Origin of the sequence: Enterococcus sp. AZ011, from assembly GCF_050548355.1 — a bacterium.
GTDB classification, from domain to species: Bacteria; Bacillota; Bacilli; order Lactobacillales; family Enterococcaceae; genus Enterococcus; species Enterococcus faecalis.
On record NZ_CP172959.1, the window covers coordinates 2,085,027 to 2,110,291 of the forward strand.

Consider the following 25,265-nt stretch of genomic DNA (forward strand, 5'->3'; position numbering starts at 1 on the left):
CCTTTACTTAACCACAATAGACCGTTGGTAATGCCGCATAAACGGCTGCACAACGAACCAAATCATCTTTCCAAGTTTTTTCATTTGGTGCATGTGCTTGTGCTTCGGCGCCTGGTCCGAAACCAATACAAGGAATGCCATTACGTCCCATAATTGAAACGCCATTTGTTGAGAAGGTCCACTTATCTAGCAATGGGCGTTCTTCACGCATTTCCACTGTTTCTACAGAGCCTTTCCGTGTTTCCCCATAGAGATTTTTGTGCGTTTCCATCAAGGCTTTTGTTACATCATGATTTTCTGGAATTACCCACGTTGGGAAATAACATTCAATTTCATAAGTTAAATCAGTATAAGAAGGACGATCATAGTTGTACATTGAAACCGTCACATCATCTCCATATTTTTTAACAGCTGGTAAATTGCGAATTTCTTCTAAACAACTTTCCCAAGTTTCTCCAGCAGTCATTCGACGGTCTAGTGAAACGGTACAGCCATCCGCAACAGCACACCGACTTGGTGAAGAATGGAAAATTTGCGAAACAGTCACCGTACCACGTCCTAAGAAACGGGCTTCTTGCCACTCTGGATTGTACTTAGGATCTAACATACGAACTAAACCACGAATCGCTGTGCTTTCTGTATCTCCATTGTTGTTTAAGGCACGAACATCTTGTAAGATATCCGCCATTTTGTAAATGGCATTATCTCCACGTTCTGGTGCTGAGCCATGACACGAAACGCCTTTGACATCAACTTTAATTTCCATTCGGCCTCGTTGACCACGATAAATCCCACCATCTGTTGGCTCTGTTGAAACAACAAATTCTGGACGGATACCGTCTTCTTTGATAATGTACTGCCAACATAAGCCGTCACAGTCTTCTTCTTGGACAGTAACTGTTACTAAAGCAGTATATTTTTCTGATAATAGACCTAAATCTTTCATGATTTTAGCGCCATAAATAGCCGAAACAATCCCGCCTTCTTGGTCAGATGTACCGCGACCACCGATCTCAGTTTCTGTTTCATAACCATCGTAAGGATCAAATTTCCAGTTACTCATTTCACCAATTCCGACAGTATCCATGTGCCCATCAAAAGCAATTAATTTTTCACCAGACCCCATATAACCAAGTAAATTTCCTTGAGGATCAATGTCAATTTTATCGAAACCTAATTTTTCCATTTCGGCTTTTGCTCGCGCAATTTTGTTGCCTTCTTCTGTACTTTCTCCTGGAATTTTGACAAGGTCTCTTAAAAATTTGACCATATCTTCTCTGTAACCTTCTGCTGCTGCATTTACTGCATTAAAATCCATTCCTTTTACCTCCATAAAATTTTTTTATAATTGTCTGGATCAGTGTCCCCTTCGGTAGAAAACATTAAAACGTTTGACGTCTCATCCAGTTGCAATGCCTCACGTAATTCTTGATAGTCGGGATCTTGCATCACTGTAGCTACTAAGCCCATTGCTACTGCCCCAGATTCGCCTGATACAACTTGCGGATCCCCTTTTAATGGCGCGCCCAACATACGCATTCCTTTTTCAGAAACCCAATCTGGTGCTGAAACAAAGAAGGATGTATGATTTTTTAGAATATCAAAAGAAATCGTATTAGGTTCTCCACATGCTAAGCCAGCCATAATTGTCTGTAAATCACCATCGACAAAGCGAATTTCTCCGTCTTTTTTAATTGCTGATTGATATAAACAGTCAGCCGCCTGTGCCTCAACTACGACCATAATCGGTGGGTTTTCTGGAAAAGCATTAGCAAAATAACCAATCACCGCACCAGCTAAACTGCCGACACCAGCTTGAACAAAAACATGACTAGGTCGTTCAGATCCAAATTTTCTTAATTGTTGAGAGGCTTCTAACGCCATCGTTCCGTATCCTTGCATAATCCAAGTTGGAATTTTTTCATATCCGTCCCAAGCGGTGTCTTGAACCATGACACCGTTTTCAGTTTCTTCGGCCATTTTATTAGCCATTCGTACACATTCATCGTAATTAACTTCTTCAATTGTGACGGTTGCGCCTTCTTTTTCAATATTTTCTTTTCTCGTCTGTGTTGAACCCTTCGGCATGAGTACAACTGATTTTTGGCCTAATTTATTCGCAGCCCAAGCGACTCCTCGTCCATGGTTACCATCAGTTGCTGTAAAAAACGTAGCTTGTCCAAAAGCTGATCGTAATTGATCAGAAGTTAATTCATCATATGTTAGTTCCGAAACATCTTTCTTTAATTTTTCGGCAATATAGTTAGCCATGGCAAATGAACCACCTAAGACTTTAAAAGCATTTAAACCAAAGCGATAAGATTCATCTTTAACAAAGAAATCATTTAACCCCAGATAAGCGGCCATATGATTCAATTCTGCTAATGGTGTTTCTGAATACTGTGGAAAACTTTTGTGAAAAGCCAAAGCTTTCTCAATTTTTTCTTTAGACATCAGAGGTAAGTACTTATCCTCCGTCTTCGGCATTTCATTTGCTGTCCATTTAATTTTTTCCAAAAATACTTCTCCTCCTTCTATTTTTAAGTTGCTTTACGAAAAACAAATTTTCCTTGATTTGCCAAGATGACTTGCCCAGCTTCAGCAACTTTTTGACCTCTTAAATAAACCATTCGAGCCTGTCCTTGTGTTTCAAATCCTTCATACGGTGTATAATCGACATTTTGTAACTGCGTTCTCGCAGCAATCACGCCGGTTGTTCTAGGATCCCAAACAACTAAATCGGCATCACTGCCTTCTTGCACCACACCTTTTTGTGGATACATCGAGAATTGTTTAGCAATATTTTCAGAAAGCAGAGCAACCATTTTTTCCAAGGTGATTCGGCCCTTCGCCACACCTTCCGTGTAAATTAATTCTGGTCTCGTTTCAACACCTGGCATCCCATTTGGAATTTTACTAAAATCATCTTTGCCAACTGTTTTTTGTCCGTGAAAATTAAAACTGCAGTGATCTGTCGATATTGTATTGATTGCCCCCTCTTTAATCCCTTGCCACAAAGCCTGTTGATCCTCTCGTTTGCGTAGTGGCGGTGAGCAGACATATTTTGCTGCTTCAAAATTAGGCGCATCATACAAGTGATCATCTAGTAAAAGATATTGAGGGCAAGTTTCTACATAGACTGATTGTCCTCTTTGACGAGCCCGTTCCACCGCTTCTAACGATCGCTTTGTGCTTAAATGCACAATATTAACCGGCAAATCAGCCATTTCCGCTATCATCAAATATCTTGCTACCGCTTCTGCTTCAACAGCCGCCGGTCTTGATAACGGATGATAGTGCGGGGTTAGCTTTCCTTGAGAAACATATGATTGGATTAATTCATCTACTAAATCACCATTTTCACAATGAACGCCTAACATTCCATTAACTTTTTTTATTTCCTTCATCGATTCAAAAATTTCCGCATCTGTGGTCCGTAAGTTATCATAAGCCATATACATTTTGAAGGAAGTAATACCTGCAGCAATCATTTCCTGAATTTCAGCAGCTATCGTTGGGTTCCATTCGATCATGGACATATGGTAAGTATAATCACATGAACTCTTGCCTTCAGCCAATTGATTCCAAGTAGCTAAACAGTCTTTCAATGAGCCACCTTTATTAGGTGTAGCCATATCAATAACCGTAGTCGTACCTTTGGCCACCGCCGCTTGGCTTCCAGTAGTAAAGTTATCCGCCGTACTTAACGAACCTTTGCCATTATTTAATTCCAGATGCGTGTGCGCATCAATAAAGCCTGGTAATACATAACACCCCGTAACATCCTCAATCTGAGAATTTTCTACTGGTAAATTTGCCCCCATCTCTACAATTTGCTCGCCGTCAATTCGAATATCCAATTGACGACGATTATATGCAGATACGACGGTTCCACCTTTGAGCAGAATAGACATCTATTTATCCCCCAGTCGTAAATTTCCTTTTATGCTTGCATACAATAAGCATATTCTTCAATCATAGTTACCATTAATGCGATTAAATCTTCTGGTACATCTAATCCTTGATCCGTTAATTGAATTGTTGACACCGTTCCCCATAAACGCAGTAAACAAATTTTATCCACAGGATTTTGAACATAGAAACCTGAATTAGTACTGTCATAAAAATCAGATTCACTGTTAAATAAGGTAAATTTGTCTTTGTAAGGGGCACTTGCATAAGGGCAAAATGTTTCACAGTTGCCACATTCGTTACACATCCGATCAACATGGACAATTTGTGGTTTTCCTTCGACGTACACAACAATATTTGCTCGGTTTGGACAGACATCCATACAAGATTCACAAATTGTGGAGCATTCTAAGCAACGACTAGCTTGACTACAAGACATCTCGTCTGTCACAAGGATACCCCGTTTGTTTCTAACAAATGCGACATCACTATTTAAATTATCTTTTTCATAGTGATGATTGTGGACAAGACAAATATTATTGGCCGCTTTGGTTGCATCAGCGATTGCTTCAACAATTGTGGCTGGTCCTAAATTAGCGTCACCAATGACATAGACGCCTGGTATATTTGTTTCCAATGTTTCTTGATTTGAAACGACTTTCCCATAGTTGTCTGTGTGAATGCCTAATGCTTGGTAAAATTCTGTATCTACTTTTTCACCAACAGCGGCAATCACTGTATCAGCAGGAATATCAATTATTTCTCCTGTACCAATTGGACGACGGCGTCCAGAAGCATCTCGTTCACCTAGGACCATTTTTTCACAAGTTAATTGTTGATTTTCATGTTTAATTGGCGAAAGTAATTCTAAAAAGTCAACGCCATCTTCTAAGGCTAAATAAAGTTCTTCTTCATCTGCTGGCATATTGCGTTTATTCCGACGATAAACCACTGAGACTTTTTTAACACCAGGTAATGTTGTGGCTGCACGAGCACAGTCCATAGCTGTATTTCCGCCACCAACGACGACAATCTGTTCTCCGTAAGGATTAATCGTTGGATTTTCTCGGTTTGCTTTTAAAAATTCTAACGAGTTCAATGCCCGACCAGATTCTAAACGAAGGACCCCATGTTTCCATGCACCAATGGCATAAATAACATTCGTATAGCCTTGGTTTTTCAATTCCGCCAATGATGGCGCCTCTTGTCCTGTAAGGAATTCAGCTCCCATAAATTCCGCTAACTGAACGTCTTTTTGAACAGATTCCATAGAAATTCGAAATTCTGGTACAATCTGGCTACAAACGCCCCCAATTGTCTTGGATTTTTCAAACACAGTAACAGGCATGCCTTCACGTGCTAATAAATACCCAGCAGAGATCCCTGCAGGACCTCCACCCACAACAGCTGTTTTAGGTGCATTTTCTTTTGGCTGTGGCTTTTCTAGTGTCGTCAATAATTCATCATAAGCATGTTCAGCTGCTTCTAACTTCACTTCCCGAATATGAATAGATTCTTCATAAAATTGACGTGTACATTTAGTCATACAAGGATGTGCACAAATGGTTCCAGTAATAAAAGGCAATGGATTTTTATCGACAATTACTTGCAAGGCCTTTAAATAATTACCTTCACTGACATAACGAAGGTAAGCAGGAATATCCTGATTGATTGGACAACCACCGTCACTTCGACAAGGAGCAATATAACAATCTGTTAACGGAACTGTTTTTCTTAGTTTGGTACTTTCTGGTAATTTAATTGATTTTTGGTAACGTGCTTGTGTTTTAGCTTTCTCAACAACTTGGGCTAATTTATCCAAGTTGACATGAACCATCTGAGGATATTCTGCTGTGCCCAATACATTAGCAACTTGATTCATTCGTTGATAGCCACCAGGTTTCAACAGCGTCGTTGCCATAGTGATTGGCCAAATACCAGCATCAAATATTTCTTTACTATTGAAAATATCTGCACCGCCAGAATAAGAAATTTGTAGTTTCCCATCAAATGCTTCTGATAATTTTTGTGCCAATGAAATACTAAGAGGAAATAGCGAACGTCCTGACATGTACATTTCATCACCAGGTAATTCATTTGCTGCAATCGTTACCGGGAAAGTGTTCGTAATTTTAACTCCGAAGCTTAGATTTTTACTATTGGCTAATAATTGCAGACGTTGTAACATCGGTACTGCTTCTTCAAATTGTAAATCTTCTTTAAAATGGTGATCGTCAAAAACCATATAATCAAACCCTAGCTCATCCATCGTTTGACGCGCATATTCATAACCTAACATGGTTGGATTACATTTAATAAAGGAATGGAGCCCTTTTTCACTTAATAAATAGGCCGCAATTCGTTCAATTTCATCTGATGGACAGCCGTGTAAAGTCGACAGCGTAATAGAATGACAGACTTTAGGACTAATTGCTTCGATATATAAGTCATCTACTTTTTTAAAATAAGATAGATATTTTTTGGCAGCTGCTTGGCATTCCGCCCAAATCGGCGTTCCTTCTGCGTTCTGCATTTCGTTAATATAACGATCAATTTTTGGCGATTGAATCCCTGCCAAATCATAGCCAACACTCATGTTAAAAATGAAACCATTCGGGTCACCTAGCTCGAACTCTTTACTCAGTAACTTCAAAACGAACCATGCTTTGACGTATTCATCATAAGCTTGGGGAACACGCAGTTCTGTGGACCACTCAACGTTGTAACATTCATCCGCTGCTGCGATACATGGTTTACTCACTGGTAAATCTTCTCCATCCAGTATCTGGACTGTCTTAACTTCAAAAAAACGAGAACCTGTTAAATAGGCCGCAATAATATTTTGTGCTAATTGTGTATGAGGACCTGCTGCTGGACCACAAGGGGTTTCCATTTTTTCTCCAAATAACGGAATCGTTTTTGTAGGATCCGCATGATAAAATTTACGAATGCCAAAAATTGTGCCATCTTGTTGATACTCACTAAAAATCCAATTTAATAAAGCCTCAATTGAGATGGGATGCATAATATCACTCATTAACGTCACTCCTTTTATTTATAATGAAAGCTATTGATTTACTCGTTTCCAGAAAGATTGTGCTTGCGTTTGCGCATCATGCCAAACTTTCTCTTCATCAATTCCTTGAACTTCACGATTACGCATCCGAATTTCTCCATTAATCACCGTGTCAGTGACCATCCCACCATTCATGCCGAATAAAATGTGCATGTTATAATTCTCTTTTGTCATTGGCGTCGGGCCATGATAATCAACAATAATGACGTCTGCTGCTCCATTAGGTTCTAAAACGCCTAGCTTTGTTTTAAAATAGCGATTAGCCATTTGCGGATTATTATCAAACAGCATTGCGGGAATTTCTGCCCAAGCAGCATTTGGATCAGCTAAATGATGCTTGTGGATAACATTTCCTACCTTATAAGATTCCGTCACATCATTCGTATAACCATCTGTGCCAAGACCCATCAAAATACCATACTCATTAAACATGCGCATTGCAGGTGGGCAACCGACCGCATTCCCCATATTCGACTCTGGATTCGTGACCACCATTGTGTCTGTATCTCTTAGTAATTCCATCTCATGAGGTCCAATATGGATGCAATGGCCTGCCATTGTCTGTTTTCCTAAAATTCCTAAATCAAATAATCGGTTCACAATCGGCTTCCCATATTTTTTCAAAGAATCATGAACATCGGCTAAATCCTCTGCAATATGAATATGATAACCAATCCCATCTGGCGTATTGGCTGCACATAATTCTAAAGAAGCATCTGATAAAGTAAAGGCTGCATGCATACCCATCATCGCTTTTTGCATATCATCATTTCTTAAGGAACTGGCTTTAATAAAGGCGGCATTTTCTTGAACTGCTTCCCGCATTTTCTGCTCACCATCGCGATCAGAAACTTCATAACAAAGGCAGGTCCGAATCCCTAACTCGTCCGCTGCATTAGATAATTGGGTTAAACTCCCTGTAATTTCTCCGTAACTAGCATGATGATCAAAGACAGTTGTAACACCGTTGCGAATACTATCTAAATAAGCAACCTTACCACTTTGATAAGTGTCTTCTAATGTCAAGGCACGATCAATTCGCCACCATTGATCTACCAAAATATCCATGAAATTTTTAGGATGATAATTCGTTAAACTTAACCCACGTGCAAAGGTACTATAAATATGATTGTGCATGTTAATAAAGCCTGGCATAATCACTCCACCTTTAGCATCAATAAATGTCGCTTCTGGATAAGCTTGTTTTAAATCTTCTGTCGTTCCGACTTGTTTCACAACTTGACCATCAATCGCCACACACCCATTTTCAAAAAAATGATTCTGCGCATCCCGAGTGATTAAACGCCCATTTCCAATTAATAACATGTATTCTCCTCCTATTTTCCAACCTATTCCCCACATGTAGCAAACGCTTACAAATCAATCGCTCAATCATTCACGAATATAGCTTGTCTAGCTTTTCTAATCTATATTTCCTACGAAAAGCATTTGAAGCGCTTGCATTTTTTTACTAATGAACTCATTAACTTGATTAAAGTATATCACCTTACCTTAAAAAAAACAATGCTACCTAAAAAATATTTTTTAGAATTTTGACAGCCGTTATCTTGTATTATTATTTTTATCATGCTATCATTATTTTTCAGAACAGGTAGTACGCGACATTAAAGGATTTAGCCCTGCCTATTCCATTTAAAAATACTATGTTAAATTTGACACAATCTTATAAAAACTGTTTGTGCCAGGCACATTAGAAAGGAGCTTATTTATGTTATCCGACGAAAAACTTACTTTTTTAACACAAATTGCTAAAGGTTTAGCTGGTCAATTTGGGGAAAACTGCGAAGTCGTTATCCACCAAATCAATGAAGACAATATTAACAATTCTATTGTTTCCATTGAAAATGGTCATGTCTCTTCTCGTCATCTGGGCGATGGACCTTCTCAAGTAGTCTTAGAAGCCTTAAAAAAAGACCCTAGTGAGTTGAATGATCATATTAACTATCTGACCCGCACCCATGATGGTCGTATTTTAAAATCTAGTACAATGTATTTTAAAGATGAGAATGGTCAACTCGATGGTATTTTTGCTATTAACTACGACATCACTACATTGATTGCTGCAGAGTCAAACTTAAAATCTTTGATTTCCACTGCAGAACCTGAAGAAGATAAAGACCCTGATTACATTCCTCAGGATGTTAATGAGTTGTTAGACGATTTAATTCATGAATCAGTCAAATTAGTTGGCAAGCCGGTCCCATTAATGACGAAGGACGATAAAATCAAGTGTATTCAATTTTTAAACAATAAAGGCGCCTTCTTAGTCACTAAATCTGGAGACAAAGTTTCTAACTTCTTCAATATTTCTAAATATACGCTATACAGTTATATTGATGCGAAATAAAAATGGAAATCGATGGACGATTTGTTGTTAAGACAAGTCGTCTATTCTCTTTTTTCCTTCACTATTCTACTTTTTCTAAAAGACTTTTTAAATAATAGTAAGAAAAAGTAAAAGGAATTAATTTTTTATTTTAGTTATGGTATGATAGATTGAGTTTAATTTAAAATAACGAAAAATTAAAGATATAGAAATTGGGGGACAACAAATGGGGATTCGAAGTCATTTAGCAATTGCTGCAGGAAAAACTTCGCAATGGGTTTTACAAACATTTTTTAAAGGCGGCAGTAGCTACCCAGGGAAATTAGCCCTAAAAATCGATCCTAAAATTTTAGATACATTGGCAAAAGACTATGAAATTGTCGTAGTCACTGGAACGAACGGCAAAACATTGACAACTGCTTTAACTGTTAACATTTTACGCCAAGAATTTGATGAGGTATTAACAAATCCAACTGGTGCTAACATGGAGCAAGGAATTGTCTCTACTTTTTTAAATGCCAAGGCGAAAAAAGGACAAAAGAAATTTGCGGTGTTAGAAATTGATGAAGCAAGTTTAAGCCGCGTCACTAAATATATTCAACCAAAATTATTTGTTTTTACGAATATTTTCCGCGACCAAATGGATCGCTATGGTGAAATTTATACGACGTATCGCTTAATTATGGAAGGCGCCGCCGCTGCTCCTGAAGCAACTATTTTGTGCAACGGTGATTCGCCAATTTTTAATTCAAAAGAAACTGTAAATCCTCGCAAATACTATGGATTTAATCATTTACCACCGAAAGAGCAATTGGCTCATTACAATACAGATGGGGTTTTATGTCCAAAATGTAATCATATTCTTCATTATAAAATGATTACGTATGCTAATTTAGGTGATTACTATTGCCCAAATTGTGGCTTCAAACGCCCTGAATTGGATGTGCAGTTAACGGAAATGGTCCGGATGGATAATACATCTGCTGATTTTGTGATTGATGGCGAAGAATATGGCATTGCTGTTGGTGGGATGTATAATGTTTATAATGCGCTAGCGGCCACAGCGGTAGCAGAATACTATCAGGTGGCACCAGATAAAATCCGAGCAGGCTTAGCTTATGATGAAAAAGTTTTTGGGCGTCAAGAAACTATTAAAGTTGGCGATAAAGAATGTACGTTAGTTTTAGTAAAAAATCCCGTTGGTTTAAATCAGGTCATTGATATGATGGGCTTAGCCCCTTACTCTTTCTCGCTGGTTTCATTATTAAATGCCAATTATGCAGATGGAATTGATGTCAGTTGGATTTGGGATGGTAATCATGAAGCCTTTGCTGATATGGACATTCCAAAAGTAATTGCTGGCGGTGATCGCCATGAAGATATGGCCTTGCGTTTAAAAGTTGCGGGTATTCCTGAAGAAAAATTACTAGAAATTCCTGATTTGGAGCAAGTAATTTCAGAAATTAAAAGGTTGCCGACAGATCATGTCTATATTTTGGCAACCTATACTGCTGTTTTGCAATTAAGAAAATCATTAACAGCCCAAGGGTATATTCAAGGGGGAATGAATGGTGTCTAAAGAATTAGTCGTTTGTCATTTATATGGCAACTTATTAAATACTTACGGAGATAACGGAAATTTATTGATGCTTAAATATTTAACCGAAAAAATGGGCGTTACCTTCCGATCAGAAATTATCAGTATCTACGAACCGTTTGATCCCGAAAAATATGATTTAGTCTTTGTTGGTGGCGGTCAAGACTTCGAGCAACTGATCATCTCAGAAGACATTCAGAATAAAAAAGAAGCTTTGACTTCTTATATTGAAAATGACGGCGTCTTGTTAGCTATCTGTGGTGGTTATCAACTTCTAGGACATTACTATGTCGGCGCACAAGGCGAAAAAATTAAAGGAATCGGTGCGTTAGATCATTACACTTTGAGCCAAGACAACAATCGTTTCATTGGTGATATTGAAATTTATAATGAAGAATTTGATGAAACGTATTATGGTTTTGAGAATCATAACGGCATGACTTTTTTAGGCGAAGGTGAACGACCTTTAGGAACAGTCAAACAAGGCAAAGGCAATAACGGTCAAGATAATGGCGAAGGCGTTGTCTATAAAAATGTGTTTGGCTCCTACTTCCACGGTCCAATCTTAGCACGCAACAAAAATCTAGGGATTCGGTTAATTCGGACCGCTTTAGAGAAAAAATATGGTGAACCGATCGCTATTCCTGAAACGCTTTATAAATAAAAGAAGAATCTAGTTCCTACATATAGGACTAGATTCTTTTTCATTTCTCCGACAACTATTTACATCTTTACAAAATATAGTAAGATAAAGAGGTGCATTTAAAATCGAGAATTTCTCGGACTGGTTCGGAAACTTCCCAGAATAAAAAACTAAGTATCTCTCAATACTAACTCAAGTCATAGCTTTTTTAACAAGAGTTATCATTTGCAGTTAATGAAAAAGGAGGATTGGAAAAAATGCAAAAAGTAATTATTGATTGTGATCCTGGAATTGATGACACGCTTGCTCTCTTGTATGCACTTGCTTCACCAGAGCTAGATGTCCAAGCGATTACAGTTGTTTGCGGAAATGTCCCTGTGGAGATTGGCGTGGAAAATGTTTTTAAATGTTTAGAAAAAGTTAATCGCTTAGATATTCCTGTCTACCAAGGGGCTGCTAGCCCTTTAAAACGGCCATTTGTTAGTGCACAAGATACACATGGCATGGATGGTTTAGGTGAAACATATTTCCCCAGAACTAGCAAAATCCAAGCACAAGCGCTTTCCGCTGCTGACTATTTAGCACAAACCTTTCAACAAGCTACCGATTGCTCAATCATTGCCCTTGGTCCTTTAACAAACATTGCGTTGGCTTTAAAAAAAGAACCTCTTCTGGGACGAAATCTTCAACGTTTTGTCTCAATGGGTGGTACCTTTAAAAGCCACGGCAATTGCTCTCCTGTTGCAGAATTTAATTATTGGTGTGATCCTGATGCAGCAGCTTGGGTTTTTGAGGAATTAGGTGCAGAAATCGAAATGGTCGGCTTAGATGTCACACGAGAAATTGTTTTTACACCAACAATTCTCAATTATTGCCAACGACTCAACCCCAAAATGGGGAATTACCTCGCTGAGATTACTCAATTTTATTTTGATTTTCATTGGAAATATGAACGTATTTTAGGGTGTGTTATCAACGATCCCTTAGCGGTTGCTTATTTTATTGATCCTACGCTCTGCCAAGGCTTTTCCAGTTACGGACAAATTGTTCCTGACGGCATTGCTATGGGGCAATCAATGATCGATCAATATCATTTCCAGCAGCAACCAGCTAATTGTCATGTCTTGACTACGGTTGATAGTCAACAGTTTTTCGTGAAGTTTCTATCCATTCTTTTAAATGTACAAATAGATGAGATCGAAAGAGATTTCAAAAATTTAAGGATGGGATAACCATGAAAAAAATAACACCACGAATCATTACAATTATCGCTTTTAGTGTTGCTTTAAATTACCTTGGCAGTACCATTGCATTGCTCCTTCGCTTACCAATCTATCTTGATAGCGCGGGAACTATTTTTACAGGTGCGTTATTAGGCCCACTCTTTGGCGCACTGACAGGTATTTTAACAAGTCTACTAACTGGATTGACAACGGATATCTTTTCTCTGTATTATTCACCTGTCCAACTCTGCACAGGAATTTTAGCAGGCTTGCTCCTTCATCAGCAGTTAAAAGTAACCAAATTACCATTTAAAACGTTGTGGTTAACGATACCAGGAACAGTGATTTCTTCCTTAATCACAGTTTGTTTATTTGGTGGAATTACTTCTGCTGGCTCCAGCATAATTGTCCAATTTTTATATGGTTTAGGCTTAAATCAGCTAGCAAGCGTCCTGTTGGTTCAATTGATAACAGATTACGGGGATCGTCTGCTATCGGTCATCATCGTCACAGCTGTTATCGCTGCCTTACCTAAACGTTCCTTTATAACAAAATAAACTGTTTTAATGCCAAAAAATGAGGAAATCATCTGTTGATGATCTCCTCATTTTTTTAGCGACTGCCAGGTTCTGAAGCTATAATCGTTAAATCACCTTCAAAACGCCAGCTCGGAATATCTGTTGGAAAGATAAAGCTATCGCCTTTTTTCAAATCAAAAGTAGCCACATCTGCTTTTGCAGCATCTTCTGTAATCAATCGACCCACACCTTCAATAACTGTTGCTAATGTATAAGGTGCTTGTTTTTTGACTTTTAGAATCCCACTGACACGCCACTCATAGACATTAAAGAAATCTGTTTTTACATAAGTAACAATGCTTGATTGTCCTTGATTTTCTTGTTGAATAGAGAGGTCAGGATCCTTTGCCGGAACGGTTGTCACATCAATGGATTGTTGAATATGCAATTCCCGGGTCTTTCCTTGATCATCTGTTCGATCATAATCATAAACCCGATACGTAGTATCACTGCTTTGTTGCGTTTCTAAAATTAAAATACCCGAGCCGATGGCATGAATAGTGCCGCTTGGTACATAATAAAAATCGCCTTTTTTCACTGGTACTTTTCTTAAAAGATCGTCCCAACGACCTTCTTCAATCATTTCAGCTAGTTCTTCTTTTGTTTTCGCGTGATGTCCATAAATGATTTCAGCGCCAGGTTCTGCATCAATAATGTACCAACATTCAGTTTTGCCTAGCTCGCCTTCATGTTTTTGGCCATATGCATCATCGGGATGAACTTGCACGGATAAATCATCTTCAGCATCTAAAATTTTCGTTAATAATGGAAAGACAGCGCCACCTGCATGGCCGAATAACTCTTGATGGTCTGCCCACAATTCATCTAATTTTTTTCCTTTAAATTCGCCATTTAAAACAGTACTAACGCCATGTGGATGTGCACTGATTGCCCAATCTTCACCAATTTTATCGCTCGGTAAATCGAAACCAAATAGCGTGTGTAGACGATTGCCGCCCCAAATTTTTTCTTGAAAAACAGGTTGTAAAAATAATGGTTCTTGCATTGACTGTGACCTCCCAAATTGAATTCGCTCTCATTATATCACTAAAAACTAGTCATTTCATCTGAAACTGATGATTTCTCTTTTAAATAGGTTGCCAACAACTGATCTCTTTCTTCGATATAAGTGTTCCGGTGGTCCTCTGGATGGACTCGATTAGATAAAAAGATAAACGCTGATTGTTGTTGCACATCAATTAGCAAAAAAGTGCCTGTATAGCCTGTATGGAATAATAATGGCCGTTGCGTAGCTACATCATATTTAAAATCCCAGCCTAGAGAACGTGGTTTATCTGCAGCTGGCACTTGGTTAACTAGTAACAAATCAATCGTCTCTTTTTTTAAGAATTGGAGATTGTGATAACTGCCTCGATTTAAATACATTCGAACAAATTTTGTTAAATCATAGACATTGCTAAACAAGCCAGCATTCCCTGCATGTTCCCGTAAAACAAATGCCTTAGGATCATGGGTTGCACCTCGAATCAACCCTCGTTGTTCATGTAATTCTGTTGGCACACAGTTTAAAGGATTCTTTGGTAGAAACGTACTTTCGTTCATCCCTAAAGGAAGCAATACTCGCTCAGATAAAATTTCTATCATTGATTGTTGGAACATTTCTTCTAACATAAAGCCTAATAAAATAGTCCCTGCATCTGTATAGACGACTTTTTTACCTATTGCTTTGCCTGCGTGAAATGAATGATTGTAGGCGTCTTTTAATTCTTGAGCATTCAGCTGATCACGATTAGGAATATAGCCTTGTAAATCTGCCGTATGTGTCAACAAATGCCGGATTGTAATATTAGGATCTTGAAAAGAGGGATAATAGGTTTGTAATGATTGATCTAGAATAATTTTTCCTTCTTCCACTAATTGTAAAATAACGGTGGTGGTGCCGACTACTTTGGTTAAAGAAGCCACATCAAACAGCATGGCCGAGGTTAATTGTTCTTTGGTGGGTTTTATTTGTGCGAGTCCCCAAGAATTGCTCTCCTCTTTTTCACCTTCAATGAAACAAAAACTAGCCCCCGAAAAAACACCTTTTTTCATCATATTTTGAATTTTCCACTTTGTTTTTTCGTACATTTTTTCACCTTCTATTTTTAATATTAAAGGAAAAGTCTAGAATAAGTCCCGAACAAAAGTAGCGTTAAACTTTTATTCAGACTTTATTCCAGACTTGCTAAAACAAGCTTATTTTGTCTGTCTGAGCGTTTATTTTAAGACAAACCACCATTCCAAGCCAATTGGATCAAACACAGTGACAATCGCTTTTTTCTGGTCAATAAAGAACTCTTGATTTTTTGCCGTTAATTGTTGCTCCATTGCTAAAATGTGGTCTTGATCAAAGAGCTTAATGGTAAAGAAATCTAAACCTAAGTGTGGATCAGGTAATTGATCCACTTCACTTGTTTCAGGTTTTTGGAATCCAATAGTTGCTTTGCCATCTTCTAAAACAAATTGATCTTTTTCATTGCGTTTTAAACCCAGAACTTCCTCATAGTATGCTTTTATTTCTTTTTGATTGTTTGTTTTTAATTGCACATGCGCTAAATATGAGCCAGCGGCTAACCCTTGATGTGGCTCTAAGTCCTCACTGATAAGATCTTTAAGCACAATTGGTTGCTTTTCAGAAGTCGAATTTGCTGTTGCTTCATCGTGAAAAATCTCAAATTGATTGCCTTCAAGATCAGTAATGAACATGCTTTGTCGTGTGCCAATTTGGAAACTTTCATCAATTGGGTAGTCTTGTTCAAGCACTCGTTGAGCAATTTGTAAAAATTCTTTTTCCGTAGGAACTTTAATTGAAAAATAAGCCATTTGCTTTTCTTCATTATGAAAATCTTCGGCTTTTCTAGTTTCTTCTAAAATTAATAATTGCGTTCCTGCTTCACGTGTACCCCAGATAGACAGGTTATTTTCTTCTGACTTTAAAACAAAACCCATTACTTTTTTATAAAAGTCGACCATTTCGCCAACTTTTTTCGCACGAATGGCAATTGTTTTTAATGTCGCAACTTTTTCTAATTGAAATTCAGTCATTTTTTCTGTTACCTCCATTTTCTTCTCTCCCATTTTATACATCTCTTGCTATTTCATCAAGTAATATCCTGTTTTTCTCAAAAGAAAATAGAAATTTTTCAATTTCGCTAACTTTTTGTCAAAAAAATAAGGCTTTAGGAACCAGTCTTTACGACTATGGTTCCTGACGCCTCATCATGAATTACTATTTTTTTGCTTCGCCTTTTAGGCTACTTCTTCTGAAAACTGACTGTTATATAAGTCAGCATAAAAACCGTTTTTCGCCATTAATTCATCGTGGGTTCCTGTTTCTACAATTGAACCTTCTGCCATAACGATAATCGTATCGGCATCACGGATAGTTGACAAGCGATGAGCAACTACAAAGCTGGTCCGATTTTCCAATAAACGATTCATTGCTGCTTGAATCAGTATTTCTGTTCGAGTGTCCACACTTGAGGTGGCTTCATCCAAAATTAAAACGTCTGGATTTGCTAAGAATGCTCGAGCAATTGTAATTAATTGTCGTTGACCTTGAGAAATATTGCTGGCTTCTTCATTTAGAATCGTTTGATAGCCTTCTGGTAATTTTCTGACAAAATCATCCACATGGGCTGCTTTCGCCGCACGGATCACTTCTTCTTCGCTCGCTTGGTCATTACCATAATGAATATTGTCATAGATACTTCCAGTGAACAACCAAGTATCTTGAAGAACCATTGAAAAGTGTGCTCGCAACTCTTCGCGAGACAAATCGCGCGTATCTACGCCATCATATTTGATGCTGCCGCTACTAATATCATAGAAGCGTTCCAATAAGTTAATTAGGGTTGTTTTTCCAGCACCTGTTGGGCCCACGATTGCGACCATTTCCCCAGGTTTAACATTTAAATTGAAATCTTTCATTAATAATTTCTCTGGTGAATAGCCAAAAGCAACATGTTCAAAAGAAACACGATAAGGACTATCTGTTTCCACTGGTACGCCAGAAGGTTCATCCACCATTTCTTCTTCATCTAATACTTCAAAGACACGTTCTGCCGAAGCCACCGTAGCTTGGATTGTATTCATTAAATTAGCGATTTGAGTAATCGGTTGTGAAAATTGATTGGTATATTGAAGAAATGCTTGGACATCCCCTAAATCCATCATACCATTCGCTACTTTTACGCCACCAAGGACTGCAACAAACACATAGCCTAGATTTTTGATAAAGTTCATTAAAGGCATAATGATCGCTGAAATAAATTGTGCTTTTCGACCAGCATGATATAATTTTTCATTTTCTTTTTCAAATACTTCTTGATCACTTTCTTCGTGGTTGAAACTTTTTACTACTACGTGACCACCGTAGGTTTCTTCGACTTGGTTATTCAATAATCCTAAGCTTTTTTGTTGAGCCGCAAAATGTTTTTGCGAGCGAGGCGCCACAACCATCACAACAATTAAACTTAATGGCACTGTTGCTAAGGCAATTAGTGTTAACTGCCAGCTAATGGTCAGCATCATCCAAAGTACACCCACAAATGTCACGATACTGGTAATTAATTGGGTTAAGTTTTGTTGTAAAGTACTCGCAATATTATCCATGTCGTTAATTGCCCGCGACATAATGTCCCCATTACTATGAGTATCATAATAGGAAATTGGAACTTTGTTCATTTTCGCTTCTAATTCTTGACGTAATTCATAAACTGTTCGCTGTGAAACACGTGTCATAATTACTTGCTGCAAGAAATTAAAGACAGCAGAAATAAGATACATGGCAATAACAATTAATAAAATTTGACCGATTTTGTCAAAATCAATTGGAAAAGAAGTTATTTTTAAGCCTTGTTTCATTTCAGCAGCGCCTTTCATGACGCCTTTAAAAATTTCAGTTGTTGCCTGTCCTAATACTTTTGGTGTTTGGATTTGGAAAACGACGGCTGCGATTGCTAATACTAAGACTGCAATAATTGACAGCATTCGTTTAGACATGTACCGAAATAAACGTTTCACTGTTTTCCAGAAATTTTTTGGTTTTGGCCCTTTTGCGCCAATGTTGCGTCCTGGTCCCCCGCCCATTGGTCCGCCTTTTGGTCGACTACTCATGCAAGGTCCTCCTCTCTCAATTGAGAATGTACAATTTCTTGATACGTTTGGTTATTCGCTAATAACTCTTCATGCGTTCCTTTACCAACTAATTTTCCTTCGTCTAATACTAAAATTGTCGATGCTTCCATAACCGTACTTACACGTTGGGCCACTAAAACGACAATTGCATCCGTCATCTGCTCTTTTAAGGCTTTTCTTAAATTAGCATCTGTTTTGAAGTCCAATGCAGAAAAGGAATCATCAAAAACATAGACATCTGCTGGTTTTACTAAAGCACGAGCAATAGCCAACCGCTGGCGTTGTCCGCCAGAAAAATTACCGCCGCCTTGTTCGACATGACTATCCAAACCTTCTGCCAATTCTGAAACAAACGCCTTCGCCTGCGCAATTTCTAAAGCTTGCCAAATTTCTTCATCGGTCGCATTTGGGGCGCCGTATTGCATATTTTCACGAATCGTTCCTGTAAATAAAACAGCCTTTTGCGGTACAAAGCCAATCATTTCTCGTAAATTATGCTGTGACGTATCTTTAATGTTTTTACCATTTAGCAAAATCTTGCCAGATTCAACATCATAAAAACGTGGTAAAAGATTAACCAGCGTTGTTTTCCCAGAACCTGTCCCACCAATAATTGCGACCGTCTCCCCAGATTTTGCTGAAAAATCTATATCTTCCAGTGCTAAGTTTTCAGCATGCTGGTAACGATAATTAACATGTTCAAACGCCAATGTTGCTTCGTCGCCTTTTAGAGAAAGCAGTTCTGGATTGGGTACATCTTTGATTTCTGAATCAGTATTTAGCACCTCATTAATCCGATCAGCAGAAGCTTGCGCCCGCGGTACCATGACAAAAATCATAGATAACATCATGAAACTCATCAGAATTTGCATGGCATAAGTCATAAAAGCAATTAAGTTCCCTACTTCTAGTTGCATTTCCGCAATATAATGACCGCCAAACCAAGTGATTGCAATATTGGTACCACTCATAATGAGTGTCATTAAAGGAATCATCAAAGCGACAATCGTATTCACTTTAATCGCCGTTTGTGTATAATCCTTATTGGCTTCATCAAAACGTTGTTCTTCATAGTTTGCTTTGCCAAAGGCCCGAATCACACGAACCCCTGTCAGTCCTTCACGAAAAACTAAATTTAAACGGTCGGTTTTCTTTTGCATACTCTTAAATAACGGAACCGCTAAAAACATGATACCTCCCACTAAAACAGCCATAATTGGTAAAACATATAGAAAAATTTTCGTTAATTGCGGGTCCTTGTTATACGCCATAAAACTTGCACCAATTAACGTTAAAGGTGCGTTAATCATTAAACGTAAAAACATTTGCATAACCATTTGAATCTGATTGACATCATTGGTTGTTCGTGTAATTAGCGAAGCTGTCCCAAATTTGTCAAATTCATTATTAGAAAAATTTTCAACTTTTCGATAAATATCAGTCCGTAATTTTTTACCTAAACTTTGTGATTCTTTGGTGGCAAAAAAGGTATTTCCAATAGAAGCGACAATGCTAATCAAAGAAAAGCCTAACATGACAACTCCTGTACTCCAAATATAGTTAATATCTCCTTTAGCAACACCGTCATTAATGATATTAGATGTTAATGTGGGCAGATATAAATCTGCGATAATTTGCACGATCATAAATAAAACCGCTGCAAAGACCGACCATAATGACATCCGTTTGACTAGTTTAATCAACTAACTTCTCCTCCTTTTTGCTACTTATAAGCGCCATTTTTCAACCAATTTAATTTCATTTTTAATTGTTTGACTGCTTCAGTTGAATCATAGGCGGTATTTTCTCTTTGTTGACGATACCCGTCAACAATTGTTGAGAAAACGGCATGCATCGCCGTCTGCATGAACCATGTGAATTCTTTTGGCGTTTCAATGGTTAATTTCGAACGATCGATTATTTGATAAAGATGTTCTGCATAGGCAGCATGGCCTTTTCTTCCTCTATGCTTATGACAGTGCTGTTTCCTATTTTTTTCCTCTTCCCCAGTCGCTAAATTATCTGTCACCCGACGTGAAGCACGATAGTCCATGTTGACAAATAAATTCCGATAGAAAGAAGCATTCTCTCCAGTTAGCACTTCGACAATCATCTTGGAGAAATAGACATCCATGGCTTCGATTAAATCGCCATCTTCCGCAATAATTTGTTTCTCTAAATCTCGTTCACTATTTTTTCTTAATGTCGCAAAGTAATAAAAATATAAATCTTCTTTGTTCTCAAAATATTGATAAAAGCTACCGCGAGGAATTTCCGCTAATTTAACAATATTTGCAATTGACGCTTCTTGTAAAGAATGTCGTGAAAATTCAATTTGCGCAGCATCTAATAAGCGTTGTTGCTTTTCTTCTGGCAAATGAAAAAACGTATTCGTAGGCATATTTGTGTTCCTCCCTTTTATGACACATTGTCATATGACACCATGTCATTATAGCACTCTCTATTCAGAATGCAAGTTTTTTACAAAAAAAATCAAGCACCCAGCAAGACAAAATTAATGTTAGATTCTGTCTCACCAGTTGCTTGATTAATAATAGTGTTTGATGCATTCTTGTAACAAGCCAGCGACCTCTTTTATAGGTCCATTGGCATCTATTCGTTGATAATTAGGATATTGTTCCAATTGGTTTTTGATAAGAATTTCTTGATCATAAAGGTTTAAACGTTCTTCAATAATTTTAGGATCAGATTCTCGTTGCTTTAAACGTTGATAAATATTTTCTTTTGAAACGTCAAAAAAAACTGGAATGACGGACTCGCCGAAACGCTCAAAGACCGCTTGAAAGCCTGGAAAAGTTAACGCATTATAGGCTGGATGCTCTTTCGTTGTTTCAACGATGGCATCTACACCGACACCGTAATAGTTTCCATGGTAAAAATCATACTCCACTAACTGATTGGTTTCAATCAAGGTTTGAAAACTTGCTTTTGTTTCAAAATAGTAATCCACACCATCCACTTCATCCAATCGTTTTTTCCTCGTAGTATGCGAGATAACTTTATAGTTTTTCGGAAAAACCTTACTTGTAATTGCGGTCTTGCCAGAACCACTCGGACCCATAATAACAAAAAATGGATGTTGTAATTGCTTAATCATTAGAAACGCTCCTCTCAGTTGTTTCTATTATAACGTATTGTGCACTATTTTGAAAAATTGACAAAAAAGAGCTTGGGCCAAAAATCACTTTAGATTTTTGGTCCAAGCTTAAAAATTAATAAACGGCGGGAACAGAAGCAACAACCTACTACGCTTATCTTGTTTTGTTTAATTACAATAACTAGTCTAAGTTTTGTCCATTAGTTTCAATAACTTGTTTGTACCAATTAAACGATTTTTTTTCATAACGGTTTTTAGTACCATTTCCTTCATCGTCTAAATCAACGTAAATAAACCCATACCGTTTACTCATTTCACCTGTGGAAGCACTGACTAAATCAATACAGCCCCACGGCGTATAGCCCATTAAATCGACGCCGTCTGCAACTGCTTCTGCCATTGCTTCAATATGACGACGTAAATAATCAATCCGATAGTCGTCTGCCACATAGAAATTTTCGTCTACTTTATCAATTGCACCTAAGCCGTTTTCCACAATAAATAAAGGTTTTTGATAACGATTATATAATTCATTTAGGGCAATTCGTAAGCCTTCGGGATCAATTTGCCAACCCCATTCACTTGCTTCTAAGAAGGGATTTTTAACGCCGCCTAAAAGATTCCCATTTGCTGTATCGTTGGTAGTACCAGTAACATCGACAGCAGTCGACATATAATAACTAAAGCCAATGTAATCCACTGGGTATTCTTTTAATAATTCTAAATCGCCTTCTTCAATAACTAAGTCTTTCACAGCATATTTTTGATACATGCGTTCTGCGTATGCTGGATATTCACCACGAACTTGAACATCTGTACAATAATAATTAAACTCTTGGTTTTCAATCATTGTAGCAACTTGATTGACTGGATTCGAATCAATGCCATACGTTGTGGCATAAATAATCATACATCCAATTTGTAATTCTGGATTTAATTCATGGCCAATTTTTACAGCTTTACTACTTGCAACAAATTGATTATGCCATGCTTGGAAAATGTTTTGATAATCATTGGCTCCATTGCTTTTTACCAATCCTTGACTAAGCGCTGGGAAATGAAAAGCTGAATTAATTTCATTGAATGTCATCCAATAGTTAACTTTTTGGTGGTAACGTGTTAAAACAGTTTCCGCAAAACGTTCATAAAAGTCAACTAATTGACGATTTTTCCACCCGCCGTATTCTTTCGCTAAATGCAGTGGCATTTCATAATGAGAAATCGTAATTACTGGTTCAATGTTATAGCTTAAACATTCATCGATAACCGCATCATAAAATTTCAAGCCGGCTTCATTCGGTTGTGTTTCATCTCCTTGTGGAAAAATACGCGACCACGCAATTGAAAAGCGATAACATTTGAAGCCCATTTTAGCAAACAACGCAATGTCCTCTTTAAAGCGATCATAGTGATCAATTCCTGTATGATTAGGGTAGCGATATTTCGTTTCGTCAATCGTCCAATCAAACGCTTCATCTCCTAAAATAGCGAAACGTTGTTTTCCTCCCGGCATCGCATCTGCCACAGATAACCCTTTACCATCGGCTAAGTAAGCCCCTTCTAATTGATTGGCTGCGGTCGCACCGCCCCATAAAAATCCTTTTGGAAATTTTGTCGTTGTTGTCATACTTGTTCCTCCTCCAATTGTCTTTTATTTAATAATGGCTAAAAAGTCTTCACCATGTAACACGTCTATTTGGTTCATATCCAAAACATCTAAATAATCATTCGTATTCGTTACCACAATCGGTGTAACTACCGGATAACCAGCTTCTTTAATGGCAGCAATATCAAAAGTAACTAGCAAATCTCCTTTTTTAACAGAATCACCTTGTTTCACTGATAATTCAAAGCCTTTACCATCTAATTCGACCGTATCCATGCCAATATGCATTAATAATTCAACGCCCTCTGTTGTCGTCAAGCCAACAGCATGTCCTGTCGGAAATAATGTGGTGATTTCACCATCTGCTGGTGCATACAGTTTGCCTTCAGTCGGCTCAATTGCAACACCTTTTCCTAAAGCACCTGAAGCAAAAACAGGGTCTTGTACTTTTTCTAGCGGTAAAATTTCACCTTGAAGTGGACTTGCTAAAATAATTTTGTCTTCTTGATTCGTTTTTACAGGTGCCACCACCTTATCAGTTGCTGTTTTTTCAGTTGCTGTTTCTGGATTAGGTTGATCTTCAAAACGTAAGACAAACGTTAAGACAAACGCAATGATAAAAGCAATTCCGGCACCAATTGCACCAGTAATCATCGGTGCAGTATCTTTTGTCTCTGCAGGAATAAACCCAGGTAAGCTCAACATACTAACCAAGCCAAACGTAAAGTTTTTCACGTGATTCATAGCCACAAATGCACCACCGATACCGCCACCAATACAAGCTGCAATAAATGGTTTTTTCAATGGTAAAGTCACGCCATATACAGTTGGTTCAGTAATTCCAAAAATAGTCGTAATACTTGAAGACAAAGCCAAACCTTTTAATTTCACATTTTTTGTTAGGAAAAAGACAGCTAAAGCAGCCCCGCCTTGTGCAATAACGGCTGGTAATAACATTGGTACCATCGTATCGCCACCTTGTGTTAAGTTTAACATCATAATTGGTACAAAGCCCCAATGCATACCAAACATTACCAAGACTTGCCACAACGAACCCATTAATAACCCTGCGATAATTGGACTAAAAGCGTAAATTGCGTTGTATCCTTGTCCCAACCAATCGCCGATGACCGTCCCGATAGGACCAATAGCTAAGAAGGTAACAGGTGCCATAATAAGGAACACAGCTAACGGAACGCAGATAATTTGTAGAAAACTCGGAATTACTTTTTTGAAGAAACGTTCCACATAACTTTGTGCAAAAACAGCCAAAATAATTGGTAAAACCGAAGAAGTATAGCCACTTGGCCCAATAATCACTGGAAGACCAGCAAAGCTAATTGTTTTGCCTGCTAAAGCAGTAATGCTGGGATGAACTAAGGCCATCGCCAAAGCAACCGCTAAAAAGGGATTAGTATTGAATTTTTTAGCAGCCGTAAACGCTAACATAATTGGTAAGAAAGTAAATAAACCATCTGCAATCGAAAAGAGAACAAGATATACGCCTGAAGTGTCAGCTAACCAGCCCATAGTTACAGCCAATGTTAAGAAGCCTTTTAGAACCCCAGCGCCGGCCATTGCACCTAAAAACGGTGTAAAAATAGAAGAAATAATATCAATTAAACGGTTAAAGATATTTCCGCCACTTTCTTTTTCTCTATTATCAGAATCATTACCTAGTCCACTGTTGGCCATCAAATCCTTATACACATCACTAACGTGACTGCCAATAACCACTTGATATTGTCCTGCACTTTGAACTACCTGAATAACATCTGGGTCAGCATTCAATGTAGCTGTATCTGCTTTATTTTCATCTTTTAATTTAAAACGTAAGCGCGTAGCACAGTGAACAACACTATTAACGTTCCCTTCGCCCCCGACAGCTTTTAACACACGTGCTGCAATTTCTTGATTTTTACTCATCTCTAGATCCTCATTTCCATTAATTTTTAATATCAAAAAAACCTACATTGAAAAAGAGCCGGATCCTTCTCTTCACAGCTGCGCAGTCTGCGAAAAT

At 37.9% G+C, this 25,265-nt stretch carries 19 protein-coding genes and 1 riboswitch; of the genes, 5 read left to right on the forward strand and 14 right to left on the reverse strand.

The window, feature by feature from the left end; translation table 11 throughout:
* Positions 1-7 precede the first annotated feature (7 nt).
* From IGL36_RS10030 to ssnA, 5 genes are read right to left on the reverse strand one after another with little or no spacing between them, the layout of a single operon-like run.
* Positions 8-1,333, reverse strand: a complete 1,326-nt coding sequence (locus IGL36_RS10030) for a YgeY family selenium metabolism-linked hydrolase (protein ID WP_002398002.1) — start codon at positions 1,331-1,333, stop codon at positions 8-10.
* Complete coding sequence (gene dpaL, locus IGL36_RS10035) at positions 1,324-2,517, reverse strand: diaminopropionate ammonia-lyase (protein ID WP_002356589.1); 1,194 nt, start codon at positions 2,515-2,517, stop codon at positions 1,324-1,326. Before dpaL ends, IGL36_RS10030 begins: the two co-directional genes overlap by 10 nt.
* A gap of 23 nt (positions 2,518-2,540) precedes the next feature.
* On the reverse strand, positions 2,541-3,914 hold the full coding sequence (gene hydA, locus IGL36_RS10040) for a dihydropyrimidinase (protein ID WP_002405134.1): 1,374 nt from the start codon (positions 3,912-3,914) through the stop codon (positions 2,541-2,543).
* A 29-nt stretch (positions 3,915-3,943) separates the two neighbouring features.
* Complete coding sequence (ygfK, locus tag IGL36_RS10045) at positions 3,944-6,949, reverse strand: putative selenate reductase subunit YgfK (RefSeq protein WP_002397999.1); 3,006 nt, start codon at positions 6,947-6,949, stop codon at positions 3,944-3,946.
* A gap of 30 nt (positions 6,950-6,979) precedes the next feature.
* A complete protein-coding gene (gene ssnA, locus IGL36_RS10050; protein ID WP_002372237.1) occupies positions 6,980-8,314 on the reverse strand; it encodes a putative aminohydrolase SsnA in 1,335 nt (444 codons plus the stop codon).
* Positions 8,315-8,717: 403 nt separating this feature from the next.
* Between ssnA and IGL36_RS10055 the strand changes: the two genes are divergently transcribed.
* The 5 genes from IGL36_RS10055 (at position 8,718) to IGL36_RS10075 (ending at position 13,355) form a co-directional block, all read left to right on the forward strand.
* Positions 8,718-9,356 carry a helix-turn-helix transcriptional regulator gene (locus tag IGL36_RS10055; RefSeq protein ID WP_002381503.1) on the forward strand — a complete coding sequence of 213 codons (639 nt, stop codon included), beginning with the start codon at positions 8,718-8,720 and terminating at the stop codon, positions 9,354-9,356.
* A 205-nt stretch (positions 9,357-9,561) separates the two neighbouring features.
* Positions 9,562-10,914 carry a Mur ligase family protein gene (locus tag IGL36_RS10060; protein WP_002384160.1) on the forward strand — a complete coding sequence of 451 codons (1,353 nt, stop codon included), beginning with the start codon at positions 9,562-9,564 and terminating at the stop codon, positions 10,912-10,914.
* A complete protein-coding gene (locus tag IGL36_RS10065) occupies positions 10,904-11,596 on the forward strand; it encodes a type 1 glutamine amidotransferase (RefSeq protein ID WP_002356583.1) in 693 nt (230 codons plus the stop codon). The genes IGL36_RS10060 and IGL36_RS10065 overlap by 11 nt, the downstream gene beginning before the upstream one ends.
* Positions 11,597-11,710: 114 nt before the next feature.
* A riboswitch (PreQ1 riboswitch) is annotated at positions 11,711-11,755 on the forward strand.
* Between the two features lie 77 nt (positions 11,756-11,832).
* Positions 11,833-12,807, forward strand: coding sequence for a nucleoside hydrolase (locus IGL36_RS10070; RefSeq protein WP_002397997.1), 975 nt, complete (start codon positions 11,833-11,835; stop codon positions 12,805-12,807).
* Positions 12,808-12,809: 2 nt separating this feature from the next.
* Positions 12,810-13,355: an ECF transporter S component gene (locus IGL36_RS10075; RefSeq protein ID WP_002359620.1), complete on the forward strand. Its 546-nt coding sequence runs from the start codon at positions 12,810-12,812 to the stop codon at positions 13,353-13,355.
* 55 nt (positions 13,356-13,410) lie between these two features.
* Here IGL36_RS10075 and manA read toward each other — a convergent pair whose 3' ends face one another.
* The 9 genes from manA to IGL36_RS10120 form a co-directional block, all read right to left on the reverse strand.
* Complete coding sequence (gene manA, locus IGL36_RS10080) at positions 13,411-14,382, reverse strand: mannose-6-phosphate isomerase, class I (protein ID WP_002356580.1); 972 nt, start codon at positions 14,380-14,382, stop codon at positions 13,411-13,413.
* A 41-nt stretch (positions 14,383-14,423) separates the two neighbouring features.
* Complete coding sequence (locus IGL36_RS10085) at positions 14,424-15,467, reverse strand: serine hydrolase domain-containing protein (RefSeq protein ID WP_002397996.1); 1,044 nt, start codon at positions 15,465-15,467, stop codon at positions 14,424-14,426.
* A gap of 129 nt (positions 15,468-15,596) precedes the next feature.
* The gene (locus IGL36_RS10090; protein WP_002397995.1) at positions 15,597-16,466 is read right to left on the reverse strand and encodes a VOC family protein; all 870 of its coding nucleotides are present in this window, start codon (positions 16,464-16,466) and stop codon (positions 15,597-15,599) included.
* Between the two features lie 162 nt (positions 16,467-16,628).
* Positions 16,629-18,497, reverse strand: coding sequence for an ABC transporter ATP-binding protein (locus tag IGL36_RS10095; protein ID WP_002356577.1), 1,869 nt, complete (start codon positions 18,495-18,497; stop codon positions 16,629-16,631).
* Entirely contained in the window at positions 18,494-20,221 is a 1,728-nt protein-coding gene (locus tag IGL36_RS10100; RefSeq protein ID WP_002367144.1) for an ABC transporter ATP-binding protein, read from the reverse strand. The genes IGL36_RS10095 and IGL36_RS10100 overlap by 4 nt, the downstream gene beginning before the upstream one ends.
* Positions 20,222-20,241: 20 nt before the next feature.
* Entirely contained in the window at positions 20,242-20,919 is a 678-nt protein-coding gene (locus IGL36_RS10105; RefSeq protein WP_002359614.1) for a TetR/AcrR family transcriptional regulator, read from the reverse strand.
* A gap of 147 nt (positions 20,920-21,066) precedes the next feature.
* Positions 21,067-21,636, reverse strand: a complete 570-nt coding sequence (locus tag IGL36_RS10110; protein WP_002384153.1) for a guanylate kinase — start codon at positions 21,634-21,636, stop codon at positions 21,067-21,069.
* A gap of 181 nt (positions 21,637-21,817) precedes the next feature.
* The gene (locus IGL36_RS10115) at positions 21,818-23,263 is read right to left on the reverse strand and encodes a glycoside hydrolase family 1 protein (RefSeq protein ID WP_002362575.1); all 1,446 of its coding nucleotides are present in this window, start codon (positions 23,261-23,263) and stop codon (positions 21,818-21,820) included.
* A 24-nt stretch (positions 23,264-23,287) separates the two neighbouring features.
* Complete coding sequence (locus tag IGL36_RS10120; protein WP_010717106.1) at positions 23,288-25,168, reverse strand: beta-glucoside-specific PTS transporter subunit IIABC; 1,881 nt, start codon at positions 25,166-25,168, stop codon at positions 23,288-23,290.
* Between the last annotated feature and the right edge of the window lie 97 nt (positions 25,169-25,265).